Here is a 21,087-nt window from a genome sequence, read left to right as displayed (position 1 = left end):
ATCATTGAGTTTCGTCAACCGATGATGCGACGCGACCCGTCAAACCTGCCGTTCGATGCGCGAACGAATTGGGCGGTCAGCTGAACTCACGCAGAGCGGACTTTGCCGTATTTCGAATTCCAGCCTTTGCTGCCGCAGCAACTTTTCGCACATGCCGCACGCCTATCGTTGCGATGCAGCGTATGTCACCGAACCTGCCGTTCGAGGGCGTCGATTTGGCTCCGACAGAAACCGTACTTCCGCCGTAGCTTGACCCGACAACGTGGGCGCGGGACGGAGCGAGGCTTCACCGTGCAGGCCGCCACGACCGCTTTGTGGCAGTCCGGTGCCTATCCAGGCACCGAGTTGCGAACTTAGAATGGGCTTCGCTTGGGTCGCCGACAGTGCTGAACAGTGCGGTTTTCTCATGTGCCAATCTTGATTTGGCACGCCAAACCGCCCAAGCGTTTCGATGTTTTCAGTTCCAGCTTGCCGCCATAGACGTTCAATAAATCAACGGAAATAGACAACCCCAATCCTGTTCCTTCTACAGAGGTATCCAGCCGACGGCCGGAACGCATAACCTCTCGTCGGGCGTCTTCTGGGATTCCTGGCCCGTCATCTTCAACGCATAGTTCGATACCGCTGTCGGTACGTCGTGAAGTGATTTGAAATCTTGTGCTGCTCCACTTGAGGGCGTTGTCGAGAAGATTTCCGATCACTTCTTCGATGTCCTGGGGATCCATTCGAACGCGCAATCCAGACTCGCAATCCGAAGTCAGCGTTTTTCCTTCACGTTCTGCCATGGAGGAAAACAATCTGCACAACCGTTCGACCGAATTCGAAAGGTCTGTTCGGGAATGCGTCAACTCTCCGGTGATTGATGCGCGCATGCGTGCGAGGGAACGGCCAAGCTGGGCGTCAATTCGGCTGAGGGCTTCTTCTGCTGGCTCTGTTTGTGCTCCGGTTCGAGACAGGTCTGTCAATTCGTTGCGTAGAATGGCCGTCGGTGTTTTCAGGGCATGCGCCAGATCCGCTGCCTGCCTTCGGGAGCTGGAGACAATCTCGCGATTTCTGTGCAGCAACTGATTAAGGTCTTCAACGAGTGGGGAAACCTCATCCGGATAATCTTCGGGCGTCAGATCGTCGCCCTGATCCCAGCGATGGGCCACATCGGCGCGCAACTTTCTGAGAGGGCCGACAATGGCCGACATAAGCAGAAGCGAACTGGCCACCCCAATCAAACCGACTAATCCAAAAACCGGAAGCAAGTTGCTTTGCGCCTCCCTGCGTTCACTGATCAATTCCAGCCTGCTTTCGGCGACGGTTACGCCCCATTCTGTTCCATCTTCGAACGTGATTTTCTGAAAGACACCGCGAACGGCCTCACTATCCGGGCCTGTTGTGTTCCAAATGGCTGCCTCATCACTGGCGCGTGCAGGTTCTGCAATCGTTTCATCAAAAAGCGAGGCAGAGGTATAGACGACCCCGTTGCTGTCCGATACTTGCCAATACCGTCCTGAATAGGGCGTGCTATAGGCCGGGTCGAACAACAACTCGCGCAAGGTTTCGGGGTCATCCGTAGTGGCGCTGAGGCCAACGACAAGCTGGGTGTGACGGTCCCGCAACGCTCCGTCGAACTGATCCAGGACGCGCGTGTTAATGTACGAAAATACCACCAGCGTACCTACGCCCACGGACAACGCAGCCGAGGCGATGCCACCGAGTAAGGCCCGCTGGCGCAGCGATAGCATCAGGTAGGATCAATCATGTAGCCGCGTCCTCTGACCGTCGTGATCAAATCGGAACCCAGTTTCTTGCGCAGACGCGTGACGAATACGGCAATCGTGTTGGAATCCCTGTCACCGTCGTATTCGTAGATGTGTTCGGACAACTCTGTCCGTGACACCATGCGACCGATGTTGTGCGCCAGATAGGTAAGAACCGCGATTTCTTGCGCCGTCAGGTCAACCGGAATGCCCCTGACACTGACCCGACCGTTCCGCGTATCCAGCGAGACATCGCCCATTTCTATCACCGGATTCATTTGCCCACTTTGTCGCCGCAGGATCGCACGTACCCGCGCGGCCAGTTCGGGCATGTGAAATGGCTTGGCCATGTAGTCATCCGCACCCGCATCCAGGCCGTCGACACGTTCGCTCCAACCATCTCTGGCGGTCAAGATCAACACGGGTGTTTTGACGCCCGCATTACGCCATTCGCGCAACACAGAAATCCCGTCACGCTCGGGAAGACCAATATCGAGTATGATCATGTCGTAAGGCTCAGTCGCCCCGAGATGCAGAGCATCGGTACCGTTGTTCGCCACATCCACAACGCGACCCTCGGCACCCAGCAATTTCTTGATTTGTTCGCAGAGCTGGGGTTCGTCTTCAGCAAGAAGTATTCGCATATCCAGAGACTACAATCAAACCGGCATCAGCTTCACTCTATTTTTTGCCGCCACCGTTTCCACCACTGTTACCGCCGCCGTTACCGCCGCCGTTTCCGCCACCATTGCCGCCGCCGTTTCCGCCGCCGTTTCCGCCACCATTGCCGCCGCCGTTTCCACCACCGTTACCGCCGCCATTTCCACCACCGTTACCGCCGCCATTTCCACCACCGTTGCCGTTACCACCGCCATTGCCGTTTCCGTTGCCGCCTGCATTGCTTCCGCTTGCGCTGTTCCCACGGGTAGCAGAGGCGTTCTGACCGTTATTGCTGTTGGAATTGGCTGTAGTGGAGCGTGCGGCCTCGGAAATCTCGCGCCCGACACTTGAACGGTTCGGAACCACTGTTCCGGTTTCGGCATTCACGATCACGCTTATGATCTTACCACCCTGCTTTTTAACCAGAATACGGTAGTAGACCGTGTCCGTTTTGAATGCACGGGCGTCGACAGGGGTTCCACCGAATGCCTTTTCCACGCCTTTGATGACGCGCTTCAACCGGATCGCGCTGCCCGACAGCGTCGCCTTGCGCAGTTCAGACTGTTTGAGTTCACGTGCGCCTGCGGCCGCTTGCCCTCCGGACAAGGCAGTCAGCAAAGCTGCAACCAGCAAAAGCGCTTTGGTCTGCATAGTACCCTCACACACCTTTGATCAAAACTATATGGCCGGACATGAACCGATGATGAACAGGCAGTTAGCCCTGCGTTCAAGCGACCTAGGACTAAATGGTGACGACCTTCAATGATTCGAGCCCGAATCCAACTGCCGACCATAGCGACCAAAATCAATGTGCTGATGGGTGTTGCTGTGTGGCTTGGGGAGATTGATATGAAAACCACCAACTGCGGACTGCTAAAAGCCTCAACAATCGCGATTGCCTTGCTGGGATCAACAGCCTTCGTAGCCACCGTCGCCGCGCCGGACGTTGCCTTTGCAAAGGAAGGCAATGGCAATGGCGGCGGAAAAGGTAACGGTGGCGGAAACGGCAAGGGTGGCGACAACGGAAATGGTGATAGCAACGGCAACGGCGGCGGAAAGGGTAACGGCGGCGGCAAAGGGAATTCTGCCAAAGGAGATCGTGGCGACCATAGCGCTGTTGGCAACAAAGGCGGAAAGAACGGTTCTGACAAGAGCCGTGGTGACCGAAATGCCGGCAAATCGAAGTCCAAGTCCTCACGCTCTGCTTCGGGTAAGGGTGGCCGTTTTTCCTTGAAGGACATCTTCGGCGGTAAAGGTAAATCGAGAACCGTTGCCACCTCCAAGAAAGGCGCGACCACGAATGGTGTCAGGCAAAAGCAGAGGACCTACCACAAGCCGTCGAAAACCGTGATTTTGGAGGAGTCCATTCGTCCCGCCGTCCGGACCAAAGGCAACACTATGGCTGCGCTGCTAGGTGCTCACCCGTCTGAACTGGGCGCCTTGAACGCGGCCAACGCCAGCGAGACTGCACTGGCAAACGCAGCCCCCAATTCGCGCGTCGGTCGAATTGCAAATTATCGCGATACCGTGTTGGCAGGCGAGCCGCTGCGCGAGGAACTTGCGGAACAGTTGGAAGAACTCACCGGACTGGAGCCACCGGAACGGACCGTTTCTGAGATCGAGGAAGACCTGGAGGTTGCCCTGAACGAAGTCCATGAAAACCAGAAGCGCGTTGAGGATCTCGAGCAGGCGCTGGAAGACGCCGGCGGCACAGATCCAGAGATCGAAGCGCAACTTGAAGAGGCCCAAGCCGCTTTGGACGACTCGATCGAAGAAGCTCAGGATCTGAACGACGAGAGACAGGCCACCATCGACTATAGTGAAACTGTCGAAGAGGTGGAGGAACTGACGGAACTTGTTGAAGAGCAAGACTTGGCCGAGCGTGAAGCCTTGGAAGCAGCGGCCAACAAACCTGTCACCGACGCTGTTGAAGAACAGGTCAAATCGCTTCTGGGACTGTAGCCGAAAGGGTTTAGACCGCTCTTGGTCTTTCACACCTACGGACGCCCGGTCGGGCCAGAGGCATCATGGGTGTTTAAGTGTCGGCATTGGTATCCGCTGATCGCGATGTTGGACAAAACGAAATCCCGCCCCAGGTTTGGGACGGGATTCAGGTTACAATTCCGATGTTTAGGACGAATATCGAGAATTGTTCCGGGGGGGTCAACTGATAAGCCTACTGACGTTTTGGTGAGCCTCGGATAGCCGCTTGTTTTTTATGATTTGTGTTAGTGCATTTTCGATAGGAGGGAAGCGACCAATGCTCGAATTCATCTTGGTTGCCTGACGCTCTTCGGTACTTTTGCCAGAGGTCTGCTTCGCAGCGTTCGTGCTGCGGTCTTCAGTCACAAAGGTAGGCTTGATCATGCTAATCCCCTTGTTGTCAACCAAACAACTTGCGTTCCGTTCAATATAACCAGGCCACTATGCCCCAGCATGGTTGAACACATTGAGAATACACTGTTCACGTTCGGTTAATGTTGTTCACGAAATAAAAACAAAGGGTTTTGGCCGAACACCTCTTGTTTTGCACCCATCAACTTTGGCGGATTGGCAGGTCGATTATTGAGAGCACCGTGCCGAGTGATCCACTGCGCCGCAAGAGAATTGGTCAGCGGCAGGCAGGTCTCTGCCCAGGGATTGGTCAATTCCCGACGAGAAGCATTATCAAGACACAAAGCTAAGCGAGGCACCAGAGATGAAATCAACCTTGGGAATTGTGGCAACGTTATTCGCTATTCAAGCCGCATCGGTTGCGAGTGCCAGTTTCGTCTCGCAGCCTCTTGGGCCCAAACAAAGTGCCGCAGCGCATACAACACTGCAGCCTGTTCTCGCAAAATCCAAAACCGGACAGTGCCCGCCCGGCTTGGCTAAGAAAGCAGTCCCATGCGTGCCACCCGGCCAAGTCAAACGATACCGGGTTGGGGACTACATCTATGATGGATATGCGCGTATCAACAACCCCGTCCGATATGGTCTGAGGCGAAACGGATACTATGTGCGCGCCGGAGACTACGTTTACGAAGTAAACCGGGAGACGCACGAAGTGCTGAACCTGATAGGGGCAATAGCCGACATTCTGAACTAAGTGTCGTCTCTCAAGGTTGACCAGCTCGAGTTGCCGCCATTCGGCCGTCCCGCAAAGATCGGAAGAATGGGCTAATCCGAACCACCGCTGCTGCGCGAACGTAGGTCCGGTCCGGAATGGCGAACGGCTCGCGCGGCCCGCCGTTATTGTTGGCGATGCCGCTCAAGAATATTCCTGCGGAGATATGAACAGTTTACACCAATTGCTGCAGAAGGGAGCGCTCTTGGTCGCCCTCGCTAACAACCGCATTTTTATGGATCAGGATGGGCAACTGAACCTTGATGCTGGCTGCTATGTTTTAGCGTTTGAACACGCTACCTGCATCCGGGCTCAGTTGCCGGGCAATCCAGATCCCGGGTTCTTCAGAGCCGCGATTGCCACTACCGGATTCTCTCCTGCGCAGGCAGCTATGATCGACGACGATGCTGAAAGCGATATTGCTGGGGCCTTGGCTGCGGGACTGGCAGAAGCGTATCAGGTGCGCAAAGGAAAACTCCGTATTGGCGACGAGACCCGGTTTATACCGAAACCGACGGCCACGGTGGCCGATATTTGCGAAACGGTGGAACGCTTGGTCGGACCTGGTGGCATGAAAGCGGAAGCTTCAACCTGACAGTCGAGGAAGGGTTTGACCGAGCTGGCAGATTGCAGGTAAATCCTCTTATGCCTCATCACCCAATCTTATGGACCTTTCGCCGCTGCCCTTATGCAATGAGGGCCCGCCTCGCGTTGGCAAGTTCGGGTGTCAAAGTTGAGCTGCGTGAAATTCTTCTAAGGGACAAGCCGCAAGCCTTCTTGCAGACCTCTGCAACCGGTACCGTTCCTGCACTTCGCCTTCCGGATAAGGTTTTTGACGAAAGCTTGGATATCATGATCTGGGCTCTTGAACAAAATGACCCGCAGCGGCTTTTGGACATGCCACAGGAAGGGTGGGATCTGATCAAGGAAAATGATGGCCCGTTCAAGGCTGCATTGGATCACACTAAGTACGCCACACGCTTTCCGGAAATCGACCATGCAGCAGAGCGAAAGGAAGCTGCAAGCTACTTGATCAACCTCGACAAACAGTTGACCGGGCGGACTTGGCTGTTCGGAAATCGCCCAACCCTCGCGGATCTGGCACTCCTGCCCTTTGTCCGCCAGTTCGCTCATATAGACAGGCAGTGGTTTGACGCACAGGAATGGCCGAATTTGATCGCATGGCTGGATCGCTTCTTAATAAGCGAAGCTTTCTCGCACGTAATGAACAAGTACTCGCCATGGGTAGAAGGCGACGCACCACTTTGGTTTAGCGGCCCTGTTCAACATGGCGAGCCGGTCCCTTGCCAACAACCACTATCTTCCAGAAGTTTCTAATCCACTTTTCCCAGAGTTGCCTGGAATTACTCACTCACTGAAACGTATCCTCGACGACGTTTCTGCTTTTCGAGTTTACGGAGCGCTTCAGCGGCCTGACCTTCGTCGTTGTAGGTCACCATCATGGCTTGCCCATTCGTTCCAATACGACCCCAGCTGCGAAGAACGGAAACTTCTCCGAATAGCGTCGGCTGCAACTCTATTCCATAGAACCGGGCCATGTTGACGTCCGGGTCCACATGAATCAGATGGACAGGTGTGGCTTCTGTCAGATGCATACCTTTTTGTATTTTGATTCAGCCTTTCGGTCTAGTGACCCTAGGAGATCGGTTAGCAGGCAAGGATTCTGAGCTTTGCCGGAGTCTAATACCAACTCTACCTGCCGATGAGATAATTTTCGCTCAACACGCATTTCCGTCGGTCACCAATAACTACCGGTGTCGGTAAGACTATTTGATCAGGCGCTAGGTTTATGATTGCGTTCATTGCGCGACCAATCATTAAAATGATCAGGACACACTATGGTGCCGGTGGATCGGGCCGATTGGCTGGGGCTTATTAGCCTAGGCGACGTGGTGTAGACTTTAGAACGGCTTGGATTTTTGGGAGAAGGACATGCCGGTATCCGGACCACCGCTGACCGCACCAGCGAATTTGACGGACCTGTTTCGACAGGGATTGTCAGCGGATCCCGAGGCGACTGCACTTTACGCATTGGACGAGAAATTCAACTGGCGCGAGTTGGATACCGCCTGTACACGGCTTGCGCTGAGGTATCTGAGCCTGGGCTTAAACCCGGGAGACAGAGTGGCGTCGATCATGCCGAACCGGGCAGCACTTGTGATCCATTACCTGGCTTGTATGCGGGCGGGTCTCGTGGCGATGCCGCTCAACTATCGTTACACGGCCGCGGAAATTGACTATGCATTAAGATTGGCGAAACCGGTGGCGCTATTCGCCCATGCCGAACGGGCCGAGGATGTGGCCGTAGTTCCTGGCGTAGCGCAATTGCCTGTTGGAGTGATTTCCTATGGCGGCAAATTGACCGGAGCGCTCGCCTTCGAGGATTTGCTGGCAGGAGAAGGCGAAGGGACGCTGCCGACAGTTGGAGCCGAGGTTCCAGCGTTCATATTTTTTACCTCTGGGACCACCGGAAAACCCAAAGGCGTGACACATAGCCAAGCCAGTATGGGATATATGGTAGCGAGCAATGCACAAGGGCTGGGCCTAGGTCCCGAGGACGTAGTGCTACCAGCCTCGTGGATTTCGCATACCGCAGGATTGCGACTGACGTTTGCAGGGCTTTGGGCCGGTGCTACAACGAATGTTGCACAGCGGTTCACACCCGACGAGCTCTTGGCGCTCTTGCGGCAGACGCGGCCGACGGTGGCACAGATCCTACCTGCGCCTTTGGCGGCGCTACTCACAGGACACGGGGCGAAGCGCGAAGACTTTCGCTCACTACAAACGATGATGGCCGGTGGAGACAAGCCCTCTCAGAAGCTGGCCGACGCGTTCGGCGCATTAGCCGGTGTACCGATTGGGGCGTTTTACGGGATGACCGAAATGGGGACGTCGCATTCCAACACCCACGGGGGCGCTGAAAAGCTCGGTGCAGTTGGGTTGAATAATCCGGGCTATGTCTCGGCGCTTCGCGACGAAGCTGATGAGGAAGTGCCCGTGGGTATAGACGGGCGGCATTGGGTAAAGAGCCCGACCATGATGACGGAGTATTGGGAGAATCCGGAAGCTACTGCGGCGGCTTTTCGGGATGGCTGGCTCGACACCGGCGATTTGATGCGGCGGGACGAAGACGGTTATTTCTGGTTCCGGGGGCGACGAAAGCAGATCATCGTACATGACGGATCGAATATCAGCCCGACTGAAGTGGAGGATGCGTTGACAGCACATCCAGCCGTTGCCGCAGCAGTTGTGGTTGGAGTGCGAGACGAAATGCACGGGGAAGACGTCTGGGGGTTTGTGAGCCTGACCGAAGGCGCCAAGCTGGTGCGCTCAGGTGAGATTATCGACTTTGCGAGAGAACAGATTGGATACAAGGCGCCGGACGTGGTTCGGGTAGTGGAAGCTCTGCCGTTGACCATGGGCGGCAAGCTTGACCGAATGGCGTTGAAGCGCTTGGCGGCGGAAGAAAGTGGTGCTGCGCATGTGCTGTGACGCGCTTGGCGGTTGGCTCAAGGAGTCGGACGGCTTGCCATGGGGATTCAAGCGATGGCCACAGGCGGCAAGCAGAGGGAGTCGCCCATTCTGTCCGACTGTGTACGTTCCTTGCGGGCTCTTTGCCGATCTGGAGTGCGATGCAGTATCTCCCTGATCTCCGCTCGCGTGAGCGTTGAGAGCGTTCAAAACTGCTCTTTGTCACAGACCCGAAGTGTGGAGCGTTTTTGCGCCGCCTTCCGTGTTGGCACAGGTGCCAGTCAATTGGAACCACGACGCGTGGACAGATTGGTCGGAAGTTGCACCACAACATATTTCAATCTCAGATTGTCCGATTTGAACAGCAAAGGGCCTGGGCGGATCGGCTAGGATTGCACGACAAAGCACATTGGGGCACGGTGTTCATTCAACTGGAAAGGGTACCCATGTCCGCGGGAAAACCTACCAACCCATGGCTCATATTGCTGGGCCTCGCGCTCGGGGTCAGCATTTCCAACGCCTTTGGTCGCTTTGCATACGGCCTTATTCTGCCATCAATGAAAAGTAGCCTTGGCTGGAGTCTCACTCAGTCTGGTTGGCTAAATACGGCCAATTCGATTGGCTACATAGTAGGTTCGATTCTAACACTTCTGTTAATCCGGCATATTTCGCCTTCGCGGTTGTTTGCAAGCGGCACTTTAGCGACCGCACTATGTCTTTTGGCGACCGGGTTTGATGAGAACCTCGTGTTTCAAACTGCTTGCCGAACATTGGTGGGATTGTTTGGTGCTCTTTCTTTTGTATCAGGCGGCGTCCTGGCAGCATCGCTGTTCCAGAACAGCGCCCGAAGGAATGCATTGGCTATCGCCTTATATTTTGGCGGTGGCGGTGGATTGGGTATCGCGTTGTGTGGCGCAATCCTTCCCGGTATGTTGGACGCATTCGGGCCACAGTATTGGGACTGGGCATGGATCGGGGTAGGGTTGGCAGCCCTGGTCATTTGCCCACTCTCGATTTGGGCTGCAACCAGATTGAACGAAACCGAACACGACGCCGCACTACCTTCCATCCCACCGGTGCGCAGAATGCTGGGTGAACTCGGCGGGTATGCGTTGTTTGGACTGGGTTACATTGTCTACGTCACTTTTATCTCTGTCTGGATGAAGGAGCAGCAATCCAGTGTCCTGTTGACCACCGCAACGTGGATGGTTCTTGGGTTCAGTATCATGGGGTCTCCATTTGTATGGCGCGGGGTGCTGGCTCGCTTTTCATCCGGAGTACCTTTGGCGCTGATCCTAAGCGGAGTCGCATTAGGTTCAGCCCTGCCGATCCTGGTTCCAACCGGATATGGATTGATTTTGTCGGCACTAGTGTTCGGACTGTCAGTGTTTATGCCGCCTACTGCTGTAACCAGCTTTGTCCGCAAGAATGTTGGACAACCGGATTGGGGTGCAACCATAAGCTTCTTTACCGTGATGTTTGCAATCTCGCAGGCACTGGGGCCGATCGGGGCCGGCGTCATTGGGGACATAACCGGAGAAATAGGGGACAGTTTGATCGTAGCCTCTGCGATCCTGCTGGTAGGTGCCCTTTGTGCTGCGATGCAAAAGCCGCTCAGCCGTGAGGCGGCTTAGCCGTCGCAATCTGGACCACGCGCAGATGCTGCGTTTCATTCCCAACAAAAGCCTCATTGGATTCTGAATGAACAAACAGAAGCCCCCCGGCCACTCCAACGCGGTTCGGCTTCACGCAATCTCCCCATAGTGCGGGATCCAGAACTTCGCATCTATCGCCGCCTTCAAGTCATCCTCTGTGGTTTCGGGCGCAACCCCATCCAACTGCGCCTGTCGACCAACGGCAAAGGCGATTGCTTTGCTGACCTGACGAATGTTCCCCACGTCCGGCAACAAGCTGGCGGTGCGATCGGACTTTGCGGGCGATAATGTGGCCAGAGCCTCGGCGGCGGCCATGAACATCCCGTCAGTTACGCGGCGCGCGCCCACCGCCAGCACACCCAGCCCCATACCTGGGAAAATGTACGAGTTGTTGCACTGCGCGACATGGTGCGTCTTACCGTTGCAGACAACGGGATCAAACGGGCTGCCGGTGGCGACCATTGCACGGCCATCTGACCAGTGGATAATATCCGCAGGCACAGCTTCAATTCGCGATGTCGGGTTCGAAAGGGGCAACACGACAGGATGATCAGTCTGGGCTGCCATTGCACGAATGATCTCCTCTGAAAACAAGCCCGCCTGACCACTGACACCAACCAAAATGTTGGGTTTGGCCCGATTTATCACGTCCAGAAGTGAAATTTCACCGTCGGACCAGCTCCCCACTTTAGCAAGAGGTTGGACAATTTGTTTTTGGAACGGCAGAAGGCCTGTCATCGCATCGGTTAGCAGCCCGTTCCGGTCCACCATGAATATGCGCTCGCGGGCTTCGGTCTCGGGTAATCCTTGACGGACCATGAGTTGGACCAGTTGCTCAGCGATGCCCACTCCTGCAGAACCCGCGCCGAGAAACGCAATAGTGGCGTCCTTTAGCTGAATGCCAGTGACATCTGAGGCAGCCAGCAAAGTGCCTGCCGTTACCGCCGCCGTGCCCTGAATATCATCATTGAATGTACAGAGTTGATCTCGATACCGCGCAAGCAATGGTGCGGCATGTTGTTGTGCAAAGTCCTCGAACTGCAGCAACACATCCGGCCATTTGCGCTTTACAGCCTGTACGAAGAGATCGACAAAATCGAAATAGTCATCCCCACTGACGCGCTCATTCCGCCAGCCGATATAAAGGGGATCTTCCAACCGCTCCTGATTGTTGGTGCCTGCATCCAAAACCACCGGGAGTGTCACAGACGGGCTAATTCCGCCAGCAGCAGTATAAAGCGAGAGTTTACCAATCGGAATTCCCATGCCGCCCGCGCCTTGATCGCCCAAACCCAAAATTCGTTCTCCATCGGTGACGACTATAGCTTCGACGGATGGCAGAATGGCGTTGTCTAATATGCCATCAATCCGGTCACGCTCAGAGTACGAAATGATCAATCCGCGTGGGTGATCGTAGATTTCACTGAAACGCTTGCAGGCGTCACCTACAACAGGTGTGTAAATTATCGGCATCATCTCGGACAGATGCCGCACCAAAAGAGCGTAAAACAGAACTTCGTTGTCATCCTGAAGACCGCGCAGATAGACATGCTTGTCCAGCGATGTCTCCTCACGTTTAAAGGCGGCATAGACGCGGTCTACCTGGGTTTCGAGTGTTTCGATGTGCGGTGGAAGAAGGCCCAACAATCCAAGCTCTTCTCGTTCCGCCAAAGAAAATGCAGTACCTTTGTTCAAAAGCGGGTTGGTTAAGTATTGTAGATTTACCGGACCGGGATCGACCATAGGCTGTCCTTTCGGATCGGCGCACACAGGTTGCACGCATCTGTTCGGCAAGGTCAGCATTATACGGGAACAAATGCAACGAGCTTGCCACGTGAACGCTTCCTTCCGTATTGGATAGGCATGCTTGCGCGACGGTTGGCTCAAGTGTTCGGCCCAAAGCTGCCATTGACCTAATGCAAAAGATGCTGCGGCGTCGCCCGCCGATGTTGCCATTCGCCGCGTGGCAAAAACCAAGGGTCAATCCAACTCAAGATACACACAAAGAACTCGTCGTGTTCTTTTCATCGCCACATCTGTTTCACGGCCATTCTGGGGGCTTTCGGTTCGAAAGATGTAGAAGCAACAGTTTCTCAGAACTTCCTTCGGAATCGAGGTTGAAGACTTTCTGATGATCTTCGAAAGCATGACAATCAATAGGGACTTCTACATTAAGCCTAAACTCAGGACGTTTCCCAACTTGGCATCCTTCCAATCTGTTCCAACAGGAAATCCATGAAAACACGAACCTTAGCGGACAAGACGTTTGCTTTCGGATAGACAAGCCACAACACAGATGCGTCGGTCACCCGATAATCTGGCAAGACCTGAACAAGACTGCCTTCTGACAGTTCACGGTGGACGCTCCAGAGCGAATTCATAGAAATACCTGCTCCGGCAACCGTGGCGATTTTCTGGCTGTGGCCATCGTCAAAGGTTAGCTGACAGCGGGCCGCGCGGGGATCAAATTCTCCGGATGAACCGTCTGAACTGGTGAGAGGACGCGGCTCCTGATCTCTGAATGCGATCAAGTCATGGTCCATCAGATCGGATGGCACTGTCGGTGTCCCACGCTCGGCCAAATATCGAGGAGAGGCACAGAGTACGCGACTGTCGTCAGCGAGCTTGCGGCCTTTGAGGCTTGTATCTTCGAGCGCTGAGTTCCGAATGGCCAAATCATAGCTGCCCTCAATCAGGTTGAATTGGCTGTCGGACAGACGAAGGTCGAGATTAACCCCAGGGTATTGCAGGACGAATTCTGGCAGGATTGGCGCGATGTAGAGCTGGGCAAAAGTGCTGGGCGCGGTAAAGCGCAGTGTTCCTGTGGGCTGAGTTTGTCCCTGACCCAAGGCGGCGCGGCCAGCACTCTCCTGCGCCAGAATTTCCCGGGCGTAGGGCAGAAATTCAGCGCCTTCCAATGATAACGAAACTTTTCGGGTCGAACGGTGCAACAAGTCAGCACGCAATGTGTGTTCAAGCTTGGCAAGCCGGGCGCTTGCTACAGCCGGTGCAAAACCGAGTTCGCGCCCCGCTGCGCTAATGTTGAGTTTCTCAGCTGCAAGAACAAACAGGCGAAGGCTTTCTGTATCCATCACATTATATCCAAAATCCGAATTATCAATCTTTGGATGGCTTATTTTTATTCATTCTTCAATGCGTATCTTTAAAGCAAGCCAAAAGCGGAGCGAGATGCGAACGCAATTCGATTCCGAAATCGAGGTCCGAAATTGAAGCAAATAAGGAGGAAACTATGCCGGGTACTGCAACCGTCAATTACCACGTCCACAGTACGTCGAGGCAGGCGTTTCATATCGATGCCGGAGGTGTCGCGGGAAATCTGATCTCACCAGAACTTGTTGCGACGGAAATTCCACTCCGAGACCTTCGGGGGTCCGAGGATACAATTTCTTTCGAAACAGACGGTGTCTTGTTTGTCACATCACCTAGCAATGTAACTTCGTTTGAAGATGGAAACGATTGGCAACAGCTTTATGACCGCGAATTAACCGAGGTGCTTTCCCAGCATTTGGGTGCCAAAGAGGTCGTTGTTTTCGACCACACATTAAGAGTCGATGACCCTGACTCTGATCGCAAACCTGCCCGGAATGTTCATAGCGACTACAGCACTGAAGGGGCGGAAAAGCGGCTGGTAGACATTCTCGGGTCAGACAAAGCTGCAGAATGGGTCACGGGGCATTATGCCTTCATCAATATCTGGCGCCCTGTCGAAAACCCGATCAATAGCGCACCGCTTGGTTTTGTTCGCCCATCCAGCGTCACAAATGAAGATTGGATTCTGATTGACCTGATTTACCCAGACCGGCGTGGCCTCATCATGGGACTGGCGGCGAGTGACGCACATGAATGGGTTTATCAATCACGCATGATCCCGGATGAGATTGTCCTGTTCAATATCTACGACAACCAAGGATTGCCTTCAGTGGGTCACAGTGCAGTCGATTTGGTTGAGGATCCAAGTGTCCATTCTATTCGAAAGAGCCTTGAGAGCAGAACAGTTGTTCGCTTCTGAAAAGTTAGCGAAAAGCCAGGCAAACACCTAATGCGAGCTTAAAACTCGCTCGGCCATTAAAGGTCAGATGAATACTAACTTCAAAGGGCAGTCCGTCCTCAACCATCCGAAGCCTGACTTGTGAGCAAAGGAATGAACCATGTCCAAGACAATTCTCATCACCGGATCAACCGACGGCCTCGGTCTTTTGACTGCCAAAACCCTCTCGGCACTGGGACATAGAATTCTGCTACATGGCCGAAACCGAGCTAAGCTTGAGGTGGCGGCCACGGAAGTCGGTGGACAGACTGAATGCTTTGTCGCCGACTTTTCAAAGCTAAGTGATGTCGAAGCGTTATCGGCAGAGATTCTTGACCGACACGACCGCATAGATGTCCTGATCAACAATGCTGGTGTCTACAAGACAGCCAATACGCGAACGCCGGATGGCTTCGACGTTCGCTTTGTGGTCAATACGTTCGCGCCATGGGTGTTGACGCAACGACTGCTGCCGATCATCCCGCAGGATGGCCGCATAGTTAACCTGTCGTCTGCGGCACAAGCTCCGGTCGATGCAAAGGCGATGGCTGGTTATGGTTCGCTGGACGACTTTGGGGCCTATGCCCAAAGCAAACTGGCGATCACCATCTGGTCTCAGGAACTGGCAAGAGCGCTACCAAATGGTCCGTCTGTCATCGCGGTGAACCCCGGCTCGCTGCTTGCTTCCAAGATGGTGAAAGAGGGATTTGGCGTCGCAGGAAATGATATGAGGATAGGCGCGGACATCCTGTGCCGTGCCGCACTGGATTCTGAGTTTGCCGATGCTTCCGGCAAATACTTCGACAACGATTCAGGTCAGTTGGCGCGACCGCATGCAGCGGCATTGGATGAAGATCATAGAAAATCTGTGATGAAAACTATCCGCGAGGTTGCCGCCGCCATGCATTAAGCTCTCGCGCGGGTGGGAAACTGCGAGAGTATTGACCTTTATTTGCTGAATTGGCGCTCAATGCTGTAAGCTGGTGGAACGGGGAGGACGTATGGTGAAAACCGATAATTCCTTGCACTTTGGGAATGCCATCAGTGAGTCTTGGGAGCGCTGTGAGCTTAAATACAAGCTTGTTCGGGATGCAGCTCGTCCTATCCTTCGCCTGCAATCATCTGAAGTGGCTCCGCGGTTAGAGGAATTGGTAGAACGTTCCGGCGGTCGCCAAGGGATAATCAGCCAACTCGCTCAAATAGCTGCCAATGCTGGTCATTGCCTTGTTGTCACGGATACCGACGGAGTTTCGGTTCGTCTGGAAGGCGCCGACCAGGGCCGGTCCGTTTTTGAAGAAAACGGCATCGCCGTCGGCTCCTGTTGGGATGAGCGCATTGCAGGAACTAATGGTGTTAGCATGGCGTTATCTGAGAGAGATGCCTTCACTGTTAACGGAGGAAACCACTACTTTTCTTCATTGCGTCCATTCGCTTGCACAGCTGCCCCTCTATTTGACGCAGAAAACCACACACTCGGTGCAATCAGCTTGGCTATGCTGGATCGCAATAACTCATCAGATTACCTCTTCGCGTCTCAGCTTTTGGGCACCGCAGCAGACAGAATCCAGCGCATACTATTCGAAAAGCAGTTTGCAGATGATTTGATCATTTCTGTTTCCTCAGCTGATGGGCGCGACTTGCTGAAGCGGGATGAACTTGTTGCCTTGAACGAAGCTGGCATCATCTTGGGCACCACTGCTGGAGCGCATCGCCTCGTAGGTGACAAGACGCCCGCGACGTTGAAAGGGAAGGCTTTTGAGTTGGTGTTCGGTACTGATTCAAAGGCTATGGAAACCGTCCCCGAAAGAGTATTGAGTGTTCGGTCCAAGCACGGGCCAGTTCTAAATTTCTCGGCGCGGACCAAGAGAGATAAGCGCATTTCTCCAGTTTCATGGAGAAACCCTAAGGCTATAGCTTCGCAAGGACCGAAACGCATCCGAATGGCCACTTCGTTGCGCCAGCTTTCAATTGGAAGCGATCGAATGGCAGCGCTTTGTACGAGGGCGTTGGCATATTACAGAAAGGGATTGCCGTTCCTGATCGAAGGAGAATCCGGAACCGGAAAAACTGCCCTCATTGCTTCGATCCTTGAAGCCGACAAGTCCAATTCGACCCGGGTAACGACAGTGGATTGCGCATCGCTGGGAGAAACTGAGCAGGACAAGCTTTTTTTCCAGACGTTGCTTGAACAAACGCGTATTGCGGGTTCAATTGGAGCTGCAGACCAAGAACATATCGTACTTGTCTTTGAGAACGTCGACGAGCTGCCAGAATTTGCGCAGGCTCGCCTCAGGGTGCTGATGGGTGAATTTGAAGCTGATGGGTTCCTGCTTGAAGAGCAGATTTCAGAGCTGACTCCCAGAATTTTCGCGACATGCCGTCAGCCGCTTCGCGCTGCCGTCCAGGATGGGTTATTCCGTGATGATCTCTATTTCCTGCTGGCAAATACGATTGTTCAACTTCCTCCTCTTCGACAGCGTGAACGGGTTGATGCCTTGGCTGGCGAGATTGCTCGACAGCTGGCAGGAGAGGCAGTTCAAATAACAGAAGAAGCAAAAAGTGCGATTTCCCGTTCTGATTGGCCGGGCAATGTCCGAGAGCTAAGAAACGCCCTGCAGCAAGCGCTTATGGAAGGGGACGGTCGGCGTATCTCACGACTGGACTTGCTGGAACGCACTATACCAGTGTCCGAAACACACAGGGTCATAGAGACAAGACAGAGTTATTGCGACCAGTCAAATTCGACCTATGATGAGCAGACACTCATTCAGGATGCGCTGATTGGTGCTCGATGGAACGTCTCAAGAGCAGCGCGTAAAATAGGCATGGGTCGCGCAACCATTCATCGAAAGATGAAACAATATGGCATCGCGCGACCCCGTTAGCATGAGCATAGTCGGCAACAAATAATGTTGCCGACAAACGGTCGAGCGAAACTATTTGTGGATGACTTTACCGAAAGCGTCGAGCGCGCTTTCATGCATCATTTCGCTAAGCGTTGGGTGCGGAAATACAGTTTCCATCAAATCTGACCCTGTTGCATTGAGCTTTTGCCCGACAACGTACCCTTGGATAAGTTCTGTCACTTCGGCCCCGACCATATGCGCGCCAAGAAGTCGCTCGGTCTTGGCATCAAACACGGTTTTAACCATCCCCTGCGCGTCGCCCAAGGCAATAGCTTTGCCATTGCCCTGATAAGGAAACCGCCCGACTTTTATGTCAAAACCGGCTTCGATTGCTTGCGCTTCGGTCATACCAACACTCGCGATCTGAGGGTGGCAATACGTACAACCTGCAATACTCTCCGGTTTTACAGGGTGACCTTCAAGTCCAGCGATGAGTTCCGCGACCATAACACCCTCGTGACTTGCCTTGTGAGCAAGCCAGGGCGCCCCTGCGACATCTCCAATAGCGTAGAGCCCGGGTATGTTGGTGCGGCAATACTCGTCTGTGACGATGTGATTTCGATCGATCTCAACACCCAACTCTTCGAGACCAAGGTTCTCAACGTTACCAGTGATGCCAACAGCAGAAATCACGGCGTCAAACTCCTGAACCGTGACCTCGCCGTCCTTTTCGATATGAGCGACAACTCGGTCGCTGAGACGTTCAAGCTGCGTAACTTTCGAACCCTCGAAGAATTCCATGCCCTGTTTGCTGAAGCTCTTCCTGGCATAGGTCGAAATCTCGGCGTCTTCAGCAGGCAAAATACGCTCCATTACTTCTACGACGGTCGTTTCTGCTCCGATCGCGTTGTAAAAACTGGCAAATTCGATACCGATCGCGCCTGAACCGATGACCAGCAGCTTGTTCGGTTCATGCGGCGGCTGCAGAGCATGTTTGTAAGACCAAACGCGCTTCCCATCAGCTTCAAGCCCAGGAAGGTCCCTTGCGCGTGCGCCCGTTGCCAGAACGATATTGTCCGATTGCAGTTTCTGCTCTCCATCGCTGGATTTCACAATAACTTCGCCATTCCCGGTCAGGCGCGCTTCACCCATAATAAACGGAACCTTGTTCTTCTTGAACAAATAGCCAACGCCACTTGAAAGTTGTTTGGCAACTCTCCGCGACCGCGCGACAATTGCTTCGAGATCGTGTTGTGGGTCTTCAATCTTCAAACCGAAGTCTTTTGCATTCTGCGCCAGCTGAAACACTTCGCTTGAGCGGAGAAGTGCCTTTGTGGGAATGCATCCCCAGTTCAGACAAATACCACCAAGGTGTTCACGCTCGATACAAACGACATCCAACCCCAGTTGGGCTGCACGGATTGCAGCAACATAACCACCTGGTCCTGCTCCGATTACGACCATATCGAATTTGGTATCAGTCATTTTGGATCTCCGTGATGAACGGCCTAAACCAGGCCAAAAGCATCTGCTGTTTCGGTAAAGCGAGTGAACGTAGCCGACGCGGCAAACACCGCGATGAGCAGAGCAACACCTCTGCGCCACGTGTCGTGCACCATTGGGAACAGGCGATCTGCCAGAAGGATGACCGGTAGGATCATGGCATAGATCGCGAATTGACAGGCCTCCAACCCAAAGGCGAATGCTAACAGGTCGAGGAAATCAAACTGACCCGCGAACATCGCCTGAGAGGCAGAGGCGGCAAACCCGTAGCCATGGACCAGTCCAATGACGAACAGCGCCAACCAACCCAGCGGATGCCGGATCTGAAAGCAAATAAATGCGCCAGCGACAACAATCGAGAGCGCAATGCTAAACTCCACCAGTGGTATGAACCAGACTGTTGCGGGCGCGATTCCATAGAGGCCAGCCGCAAGAGTGATCATATGTCCAATGGTGAAGGCCGAAGCCAGCCCAAGTGCTTGACGCCAGCTTTGTGCAGCGATGGCGATCAGGATGATAATGGCCAGATGATCAAGCCCAAAGTAAATGTGTTCTGCGCCGATCAAGGCTGCATCACGCATAACGATCCACTTGTTTGATATTGCTGGGAATGAGGTGTCCAGAACACCGATCATTGCTTGGGTTTCAGTCCCATCATTGCGGTGCAATTTTACGACGGTGCCAAACTTGTCGATAACCTGAAAGTTTTCCCCAAGCTCTGAAACAAGACGCAGGTCCTGGTTGAGAGATCCTGCTGGTACAGAAATCGCGACGTCCAAGGTGAGATCAAGATACGGAAGAGTAGTCTGATCCATTTCAACCGCCTCTTCAAAGGCTGCTTTTGCAGATTTGAGAGTTCCAAATGACGGCCGCGCGGTATCTGTCCAGAACCGGAATTGTTCAATCTGAACCGCTGATTCACGGCCATCAGTCCAGATGGACAACGACCGGCTGAGTATTTCTTCGAGCTCTGACTTGCCGCGCTCAACCGCATCTGTGTCCAGATAGATATCAGCGCCTTTTCTGACACCAAACGGAGGCAATCGTGTGTCGTTCTGTCCTTGCCAGTCGTTCGGAAGCAGAGCCAACGGAGCGGGCATCCGAATGAGCACGATTACCTGGTCCCTGCCGTCTCCAGCAATATGAATAATTCGCGGATCGGAATAGCTGAAATGCGCATTCGCGCCCTGCGGCAGACCAAACAGCGTCAGCAAAGCGACCACGGAGCTGAGTGTCCAGGCTGCGAGATAGCTTCGCGCTGTGCGTACGGGGTTGTCCATGGCTGATCGCCTTCAAAATGGGGCTCCGATACGTAAAGCAACGGAACCCTTGGATTGTCGGTCAGAAAGTCAATCGCGCGGATCCCAGAAGCGCTGAGCTGTCTGGTCCTTGTGGAAGGCTATATCGTCGGGGAAACTGACGAGTTCCATTTGCGCACCCCAAGGCGACATGAAGTACACCCATTGTTCGCCTTCCAACGGTATGCCGGGCAGGTCGTGGGGTTCCGCAAGTACACGCACACCGTTGTCACGCAAGTGCTGTACAGCAGCCTGCATGTCGTCGACATAAAACGCCAGGTGATAGCCGCCGATGTCGCTGTTCTTTGGCGGGTTGGGATTCTGATCCGGCGAGGTGTATTGGAACACTTCGTAGGCTGGGCCGTTGCCGCAGCGTACCATTGTGATGACATCGATGACCGCGCGCGGATTGACGTTCAGGTTTTCTGTCATCCAGTCATCTTCGAACGGACCAAACGGACCGAAGGAAAAAAAGGACTCGCATCCAAGGACATCGACGAGGAATTCAACGGCATCGTCCACGTCCGGAACGGTGATCCCGATGTGTTGAGTTCCGCGCATGCCTGGAAGTTCGGCAAGCGCGACTGGCGGCAGGCCAAGTGCCAGTGTTGAGGCGCAGGCGATTTTACTGAGTTTCTTGAACATATTCTCCTCCTATGGATTGATGCTGTTTCAGGGCGAGCAAACCCCGCTATTGCGCAAGACCGACTGCCCCCAATGCAGCCAGGCCC

The 21,087-nt window shown here is 54.0% G+C and carries 19 protein-coding genes; 9 read left to right on the top strand and 10 right to left on the bottom strand.

Annotated features, from left to right (window positions below):
- Window positions 1-404: 404 nt before the first annotated feature.
- From ACR0IM_RS08340 to ACR0IM_RS08330, 3 genes are all read right to left on the bottom strand, one after another.
- The gene (locus ACR0IM_RS08340; protein ID WP_480681480.1) at window positions 405-1,544 is read right to left on the bottom strand and encodes an ATP-binding protein; all 1,140 of its coding nucleotides are present in this window, start codon (window positions 1,542-1,544) and stop codon (window positions 405-407) included.
- A gap of 188 nt (window positions 1,545-1,732) precedes the next feature.
- Entirely contained in the window at window positions 1,733-2,392 is a 660-nt protein-coding gene (locus tag ACR0IM_RS08335) for a response regulator transcription factor (RefSeq protein WP_480681479.1), read from the bottom strand.
- Window positions 2,393-2,429: 37 nt separating this feature from the next.
- Entirely contained in the window at window positions 2,430-3,059 is a 630-nt protein-coding gene (locus tag ACR0IM_RS08330) for a PepSY domain-containing protein (protein WP_480643079.1), read from the bottom strand.
- 198 nt (window positions 3,060-3,257) lie between these two features.
- Here ACR0IM_RS08330 and ACR0IM_RS08325 point away from each other — a divergent pair, with 198 nt between their 5' ends.
- The gene (locus ACR0IM_RS08325) at window positions 3,258-4,370 is read left to right on the top strand and encodes a hypothetical protein (RefSeq protein ID WP_480643080.1); all 1,113 of its coding nucleotides are present in this window, start codon (window positions 3,258-3,260) and stop codon (window positions 4,368-4,370) included.
- 201 nt (window positions 4,371-4,571) lie between these two features.
- Here the strand turns inward: ACR0IM_RS08325 and ACR0IM_RS08320 are convergent, their stop codons facing one another.
- Complete coding sequence (locus ACR0IM_RS08320) at window positions 4,572-4,775, bottom strand: hypothetical protein (protein ID WP_480681478.1); 204 nt, start codon at window positions 4,773-4,775, stop codon at window positions 4,572-4,574.
- A gap of 523 nt (window positions 4,776-5,298) precedes the next feature.
- Here ACR0IM_RS08320 and ACR0IM_RS08315 point away from each other — a divergent pair.
- The 3 genes from ACR0IM_RS08315 (at window position 5,299) to ACR0IM_RS08305 (ending at window position 6,852) form a co-directional block, all read left to right on the top strand.
- A complete protein-coding gene (locus ACR0IM_RS08315) occupies window positions 5,299-5,496 on the top strand; it encodes a hypothetical protein (protein ID WP_480595441.1) in 198 nt (65 codons plus the stop codon).
- Window positions 5,497-5,680: 184 nt separating this feature from the next.
- Complete coding sequence (locus tag ACR0IM_RS08310) at window positions 5,681-6,109, top strand: HAD hydrolase-like protein (protein WP_480681477.1); 429 nt, start codon at window positions 5,681-5,683, stop codon at window positions 6,107-6,109.
- Window positions 6,110-6,159: 50 nt separating this feature from the next.
- Window positions 6,160-6,852: a glutathione S-transferase gene (locus ACR0IM_RS08305; protein ID WP_480681809.1), complete on the top strand. Its 693-nt coding sequence runs from the start codon at window positions 6,160-6,162 to the stop codon at window positions 6,850-6,852.
- Between the two features lie 26 nt (window positions 6,853-6,878).
- Here the strand turns inward: ACR0IM_RS08305 and ACR0IM_RS08300 are convergent, their stop codons facing one another.
- Window positions 6,879-7,130 (bottom strand): WGR domain-containing protein, encoded by a 252-nt coding sequence (locus ACR0IM_RS08300; protein ID WP_480656776.1) that lies wholly within the window; start codon window positions 7,128-7,130, stop codon window positions 6,879-6,881.
- 337 nt (window positions 7,131-7,467) lie between these two features.
- Between ACR0IM_RS08300 and ACR0IM_RS08295 the strand changes: the two genes are divergently transcribed.
- Both ACR0IM_RS08295 and ACR0IM_RS08290 read left to right on the top strand, forming a co-directional pair.
- On the top strand, window positions 7,468-9,027 hold the full coding sequence (locus ACR0IM_RS08295) for a class I adenylate-forming enzyme family protein (RefSeq protein WP_480681476.1): 1,560 nt from the start codon (window positions 7,468-7,470) through the stop codon (window positions 9,025-9,027).
- A 371-nt stretch (window positions 9,028-9,398) separates the two neighbouring features.
- On the top strand, window positions 9,399-10,640 hold the full coding sequence (locus tag ACR0IM_RS08290; RefSeq protein WP_480643086.1) for a YbfB/YjiJ family MFS transporter: 1,242 nt from the start codon (window positions 9,399-9,401) through the stop codon (window positions 10,638-10,640).
- Window positions 10,641-10,751: 111 nt separating this feature from the next.
- Here ACR0IM_RS08290 and ACR0IM_RS08285 read toward each other — a convergent pair whose 3' ends face one another.
- Together ACR0IM_RS08285 and ACR0IM_RS08280 are read right to left on the bottom strand one after the other, a co-directional pair.
- A complete protein-coding gene (locus ACR0IM_RS08285; protein ID WP_480681475.1) occupies window positions 10,752-12,638 on the bottom strand; it encodes an NAD-dependent malic enzyme in 1,887 nt (628 codons plus the stop codon).
- 206 nt (window positions 12,639-12,844) lie between these two features.
- Window positions 12,845-13,753 carry a LysR family transcriptional regulator gene (locus tag ACR0IM_RS08280; RefSeq protein ID WP_480595447.1) on the bottom strand — a complete coding sequence of 303 codons (909 nt, stop codon included), beginning with the start codon at window positions 13,751-13,753 and terminating at the stop codon, window positions 12,845-12,847.
- Between the two features lie 158 nt (window positions 13,754-13,911).
- Between ACR0IM_RS08280 and ACR0IM_RS08275 the strand changes: the two genes are divergently transcribed.
- The 3 genes from ACR0IM_RS08275 to ACR0IM_RS08265 all read left to right on the top strand — a co-directional run bounded on the left by ACR0IM_RS08275 (window position 13,912) and on the right by ACR0IM_RS08265 (window position 17,594).
- Complete coding sequence (locus ACR0IM_RS08275) at window positions 13,912-14,691, top strand: CmcJ/NvfI family oxidoreductase (RefSeq protein ID WP_480681474.1); 780 nt, start codon at window positions 13,912-13,914, stop codon at window positions 14,689-14,691.
- A gap of 139 nt (window positions 14,692-14,830) precedes the next feature.
- The gene (locus tag ACR0IM_RS08270; RefSeq protein WP_480681472.1) at window positions 14,831-15,619 is read left to right on the top strand and encodes an SDR family NAD(P)-dependent oxidoreductase; all 789 of its coding nucleotides are present in this window, start codon (window positions 14,831-14,833) and stop codon (window positions 15,617-15,619) included.
- Window positions 15,620-15,710: 91 nt separating this feature from the next.
- Window positions 15,711-17,594, top strand: coding sequence for a sigma-54-dependent Fis family transcriptional regulator (locus ACR0IM_RS08265; protein ID WP_480681471.1), 1,884 nt, complete (start codon window positions 15,711-15,713; stop codon window positions 17,592-17,594).
- 51 nt (window positions 17,595-17,645) lie between these two features.
- Here the strand turns inward: ACR0IM_RS08265 and lpdA are convergent, their stop codons facing one another.
- The 3 genes from lpdA to ACR0IM_RS08250 all read right to left on the bottom strand — a co-directional run bounded on the left by lpdA (window position 17,646) and on the right by ACR0IM_RS08250 (window position 21,001).
- Window positions 17,646-19,040 carry a dihydrolipoyl dehydrogenase gene (gene lpdA / locus ACR0IM_RS08260; RefSeq protein WP_480681470.1) on the bottom strand — a complete coding sequence of 465 codons (1,395 nt, stop codon included), beginning with the start codon at window positions 19,038-19,040 and terminating at the stop codon, window positions 17,646-17,648.
- Window positions 19,041-19,063: 23 nt separating this feature from the next.
- Window positions 19,064-20,272, bottom strand: a complete 1,209-nt coding sequence (locus tag ACR0IM_RS08255) for a HupE/UreJ family protein (RefSeq protein WP_480681468.1) — start codon at window positions 20,270-20,272, stop codon at window positions 19,064-19,066.
- Between the two features lie 135 nt (window positions 20,273-20,407).
- Window positions 20,408-21,001, bottom strand: coding sequence for a VOC family protein (locus ACR0IM_RS08250; protein WP_480595456.1), 594 nt, complete (start codon window positions 20,999-21,001; stop codon window positions 20,408-20,410).
- Window positions 21,002-21,087 lie beyond the last annotated feature (86 nt).

The sequence above is a fragment of the Ruegeria sp. BF6 genome, from assembly GCF_056538665.1.
The sequence above is the reverse complement of the archived record's forward strand: the minus strand, read 5'-3'. Positions and strand labels throughout refer to the sequence as shown.

Bases quoted from the DNA above. Each gene is read 5' to 3' on its own strand.
- ACR0IM_RS08335 (WP_480681479.1), bottom strand. From the start codon at position 2,392: ATGCGAATACTTCTTGCTGAAGACGAACCCCAGCTCTGCGAACAAATC.
- ACR0IM_RS08330 (WP_480643079.1), bottom strand. From the start codon at position 3,059: ATGCAGACCAAAGCGCTTTTGCTGGTTGCAGCTTTGCTGACTGCCTTG.
- ACR0IM_RS08325 (WP_480643080.1), top strand. From the start codon at position 3,258: ATGAAAACCACCAACTGCGGACTGCTAAAAGCCTCAACAATCGCGATT.
- ACR0IM_RS08320 (WP_480681478.1), bottom strand. From the start codon at position 4,775: ATGATCAAGCCTACCTTTGTGACTGAAGACCGCAGCACGAACGCTGCG.
- ACR0IM_RS08310 (WP_480681477.1), top strand. From the start codon at position 5,681: ATGAACAGTTTACACCAATTGCTGCAGAAGGGAGCGCTCTTGGTCGCC.
- ACR0IM_RS08305 (WP_480681809.1), top strand. From the start codon at position 6,160: ATGCCTCATCACCCAATCTTATGGACCTTTCGCCGCTGCCCTTATGCA.
- ACR0IM_RS08300 (WP_480656776.1), bottom strand. From the start codon at position 7,130: ATGCATCTGACAGAAGCCACACCTGTCCATCTGATTCATGTGGACCCG.
- ACR0IM_RS08295 (WP_480681476.1), top strand. From the start codon at position 7,468: ATGCCGGTATCCGGACCACCGCTGACCGCACCAGCGAATTTGACGGAC.
- ACR0IM_RS08280 (WP_480595447.1), bottom strand. From the start codon at position 13,753: ATGGATACAGAAAGCCTTCGCCTGTTTGTTCTTGCAGCTGAGAAACTC.
- ACR0IM_RS08275 (WP_480681474.1), top strand. From the start codon at position 13,912: ATGCCGGGTACTGCAACCGTCAATTACCACGTCCACAGTACGTCGAGG.
- ACR0IM_RS08270 (WP_480681472.1), top strand. From the start codon at position 14,831: ATGTCCAAGACAATTCTCATCACCGGATCAACCGACGGCCTCGGTCTT.
- ACR0IM_RS08265 (WP_480681471.1), top strand. From the start codon at position 15,711: ATGGTGAAAACCGATAATTCCTTGCACTTTGGGAATGCCATCAGTGAG.
- lpdA (WP_480681470.1), bottom strand. From the start codon at position 19,040: ATGACTGATACCAAATTCGATATGGTCGTAATCGGAGCAGGACCAGGT.
- ACR0IM_RS08250 (WP_480595456.1), bottom strand. From the start codon at position 21,001: ATGTTCAAGAAACTCAGTAAAATCGCCTGCGCCTCAACACTGGCACTT.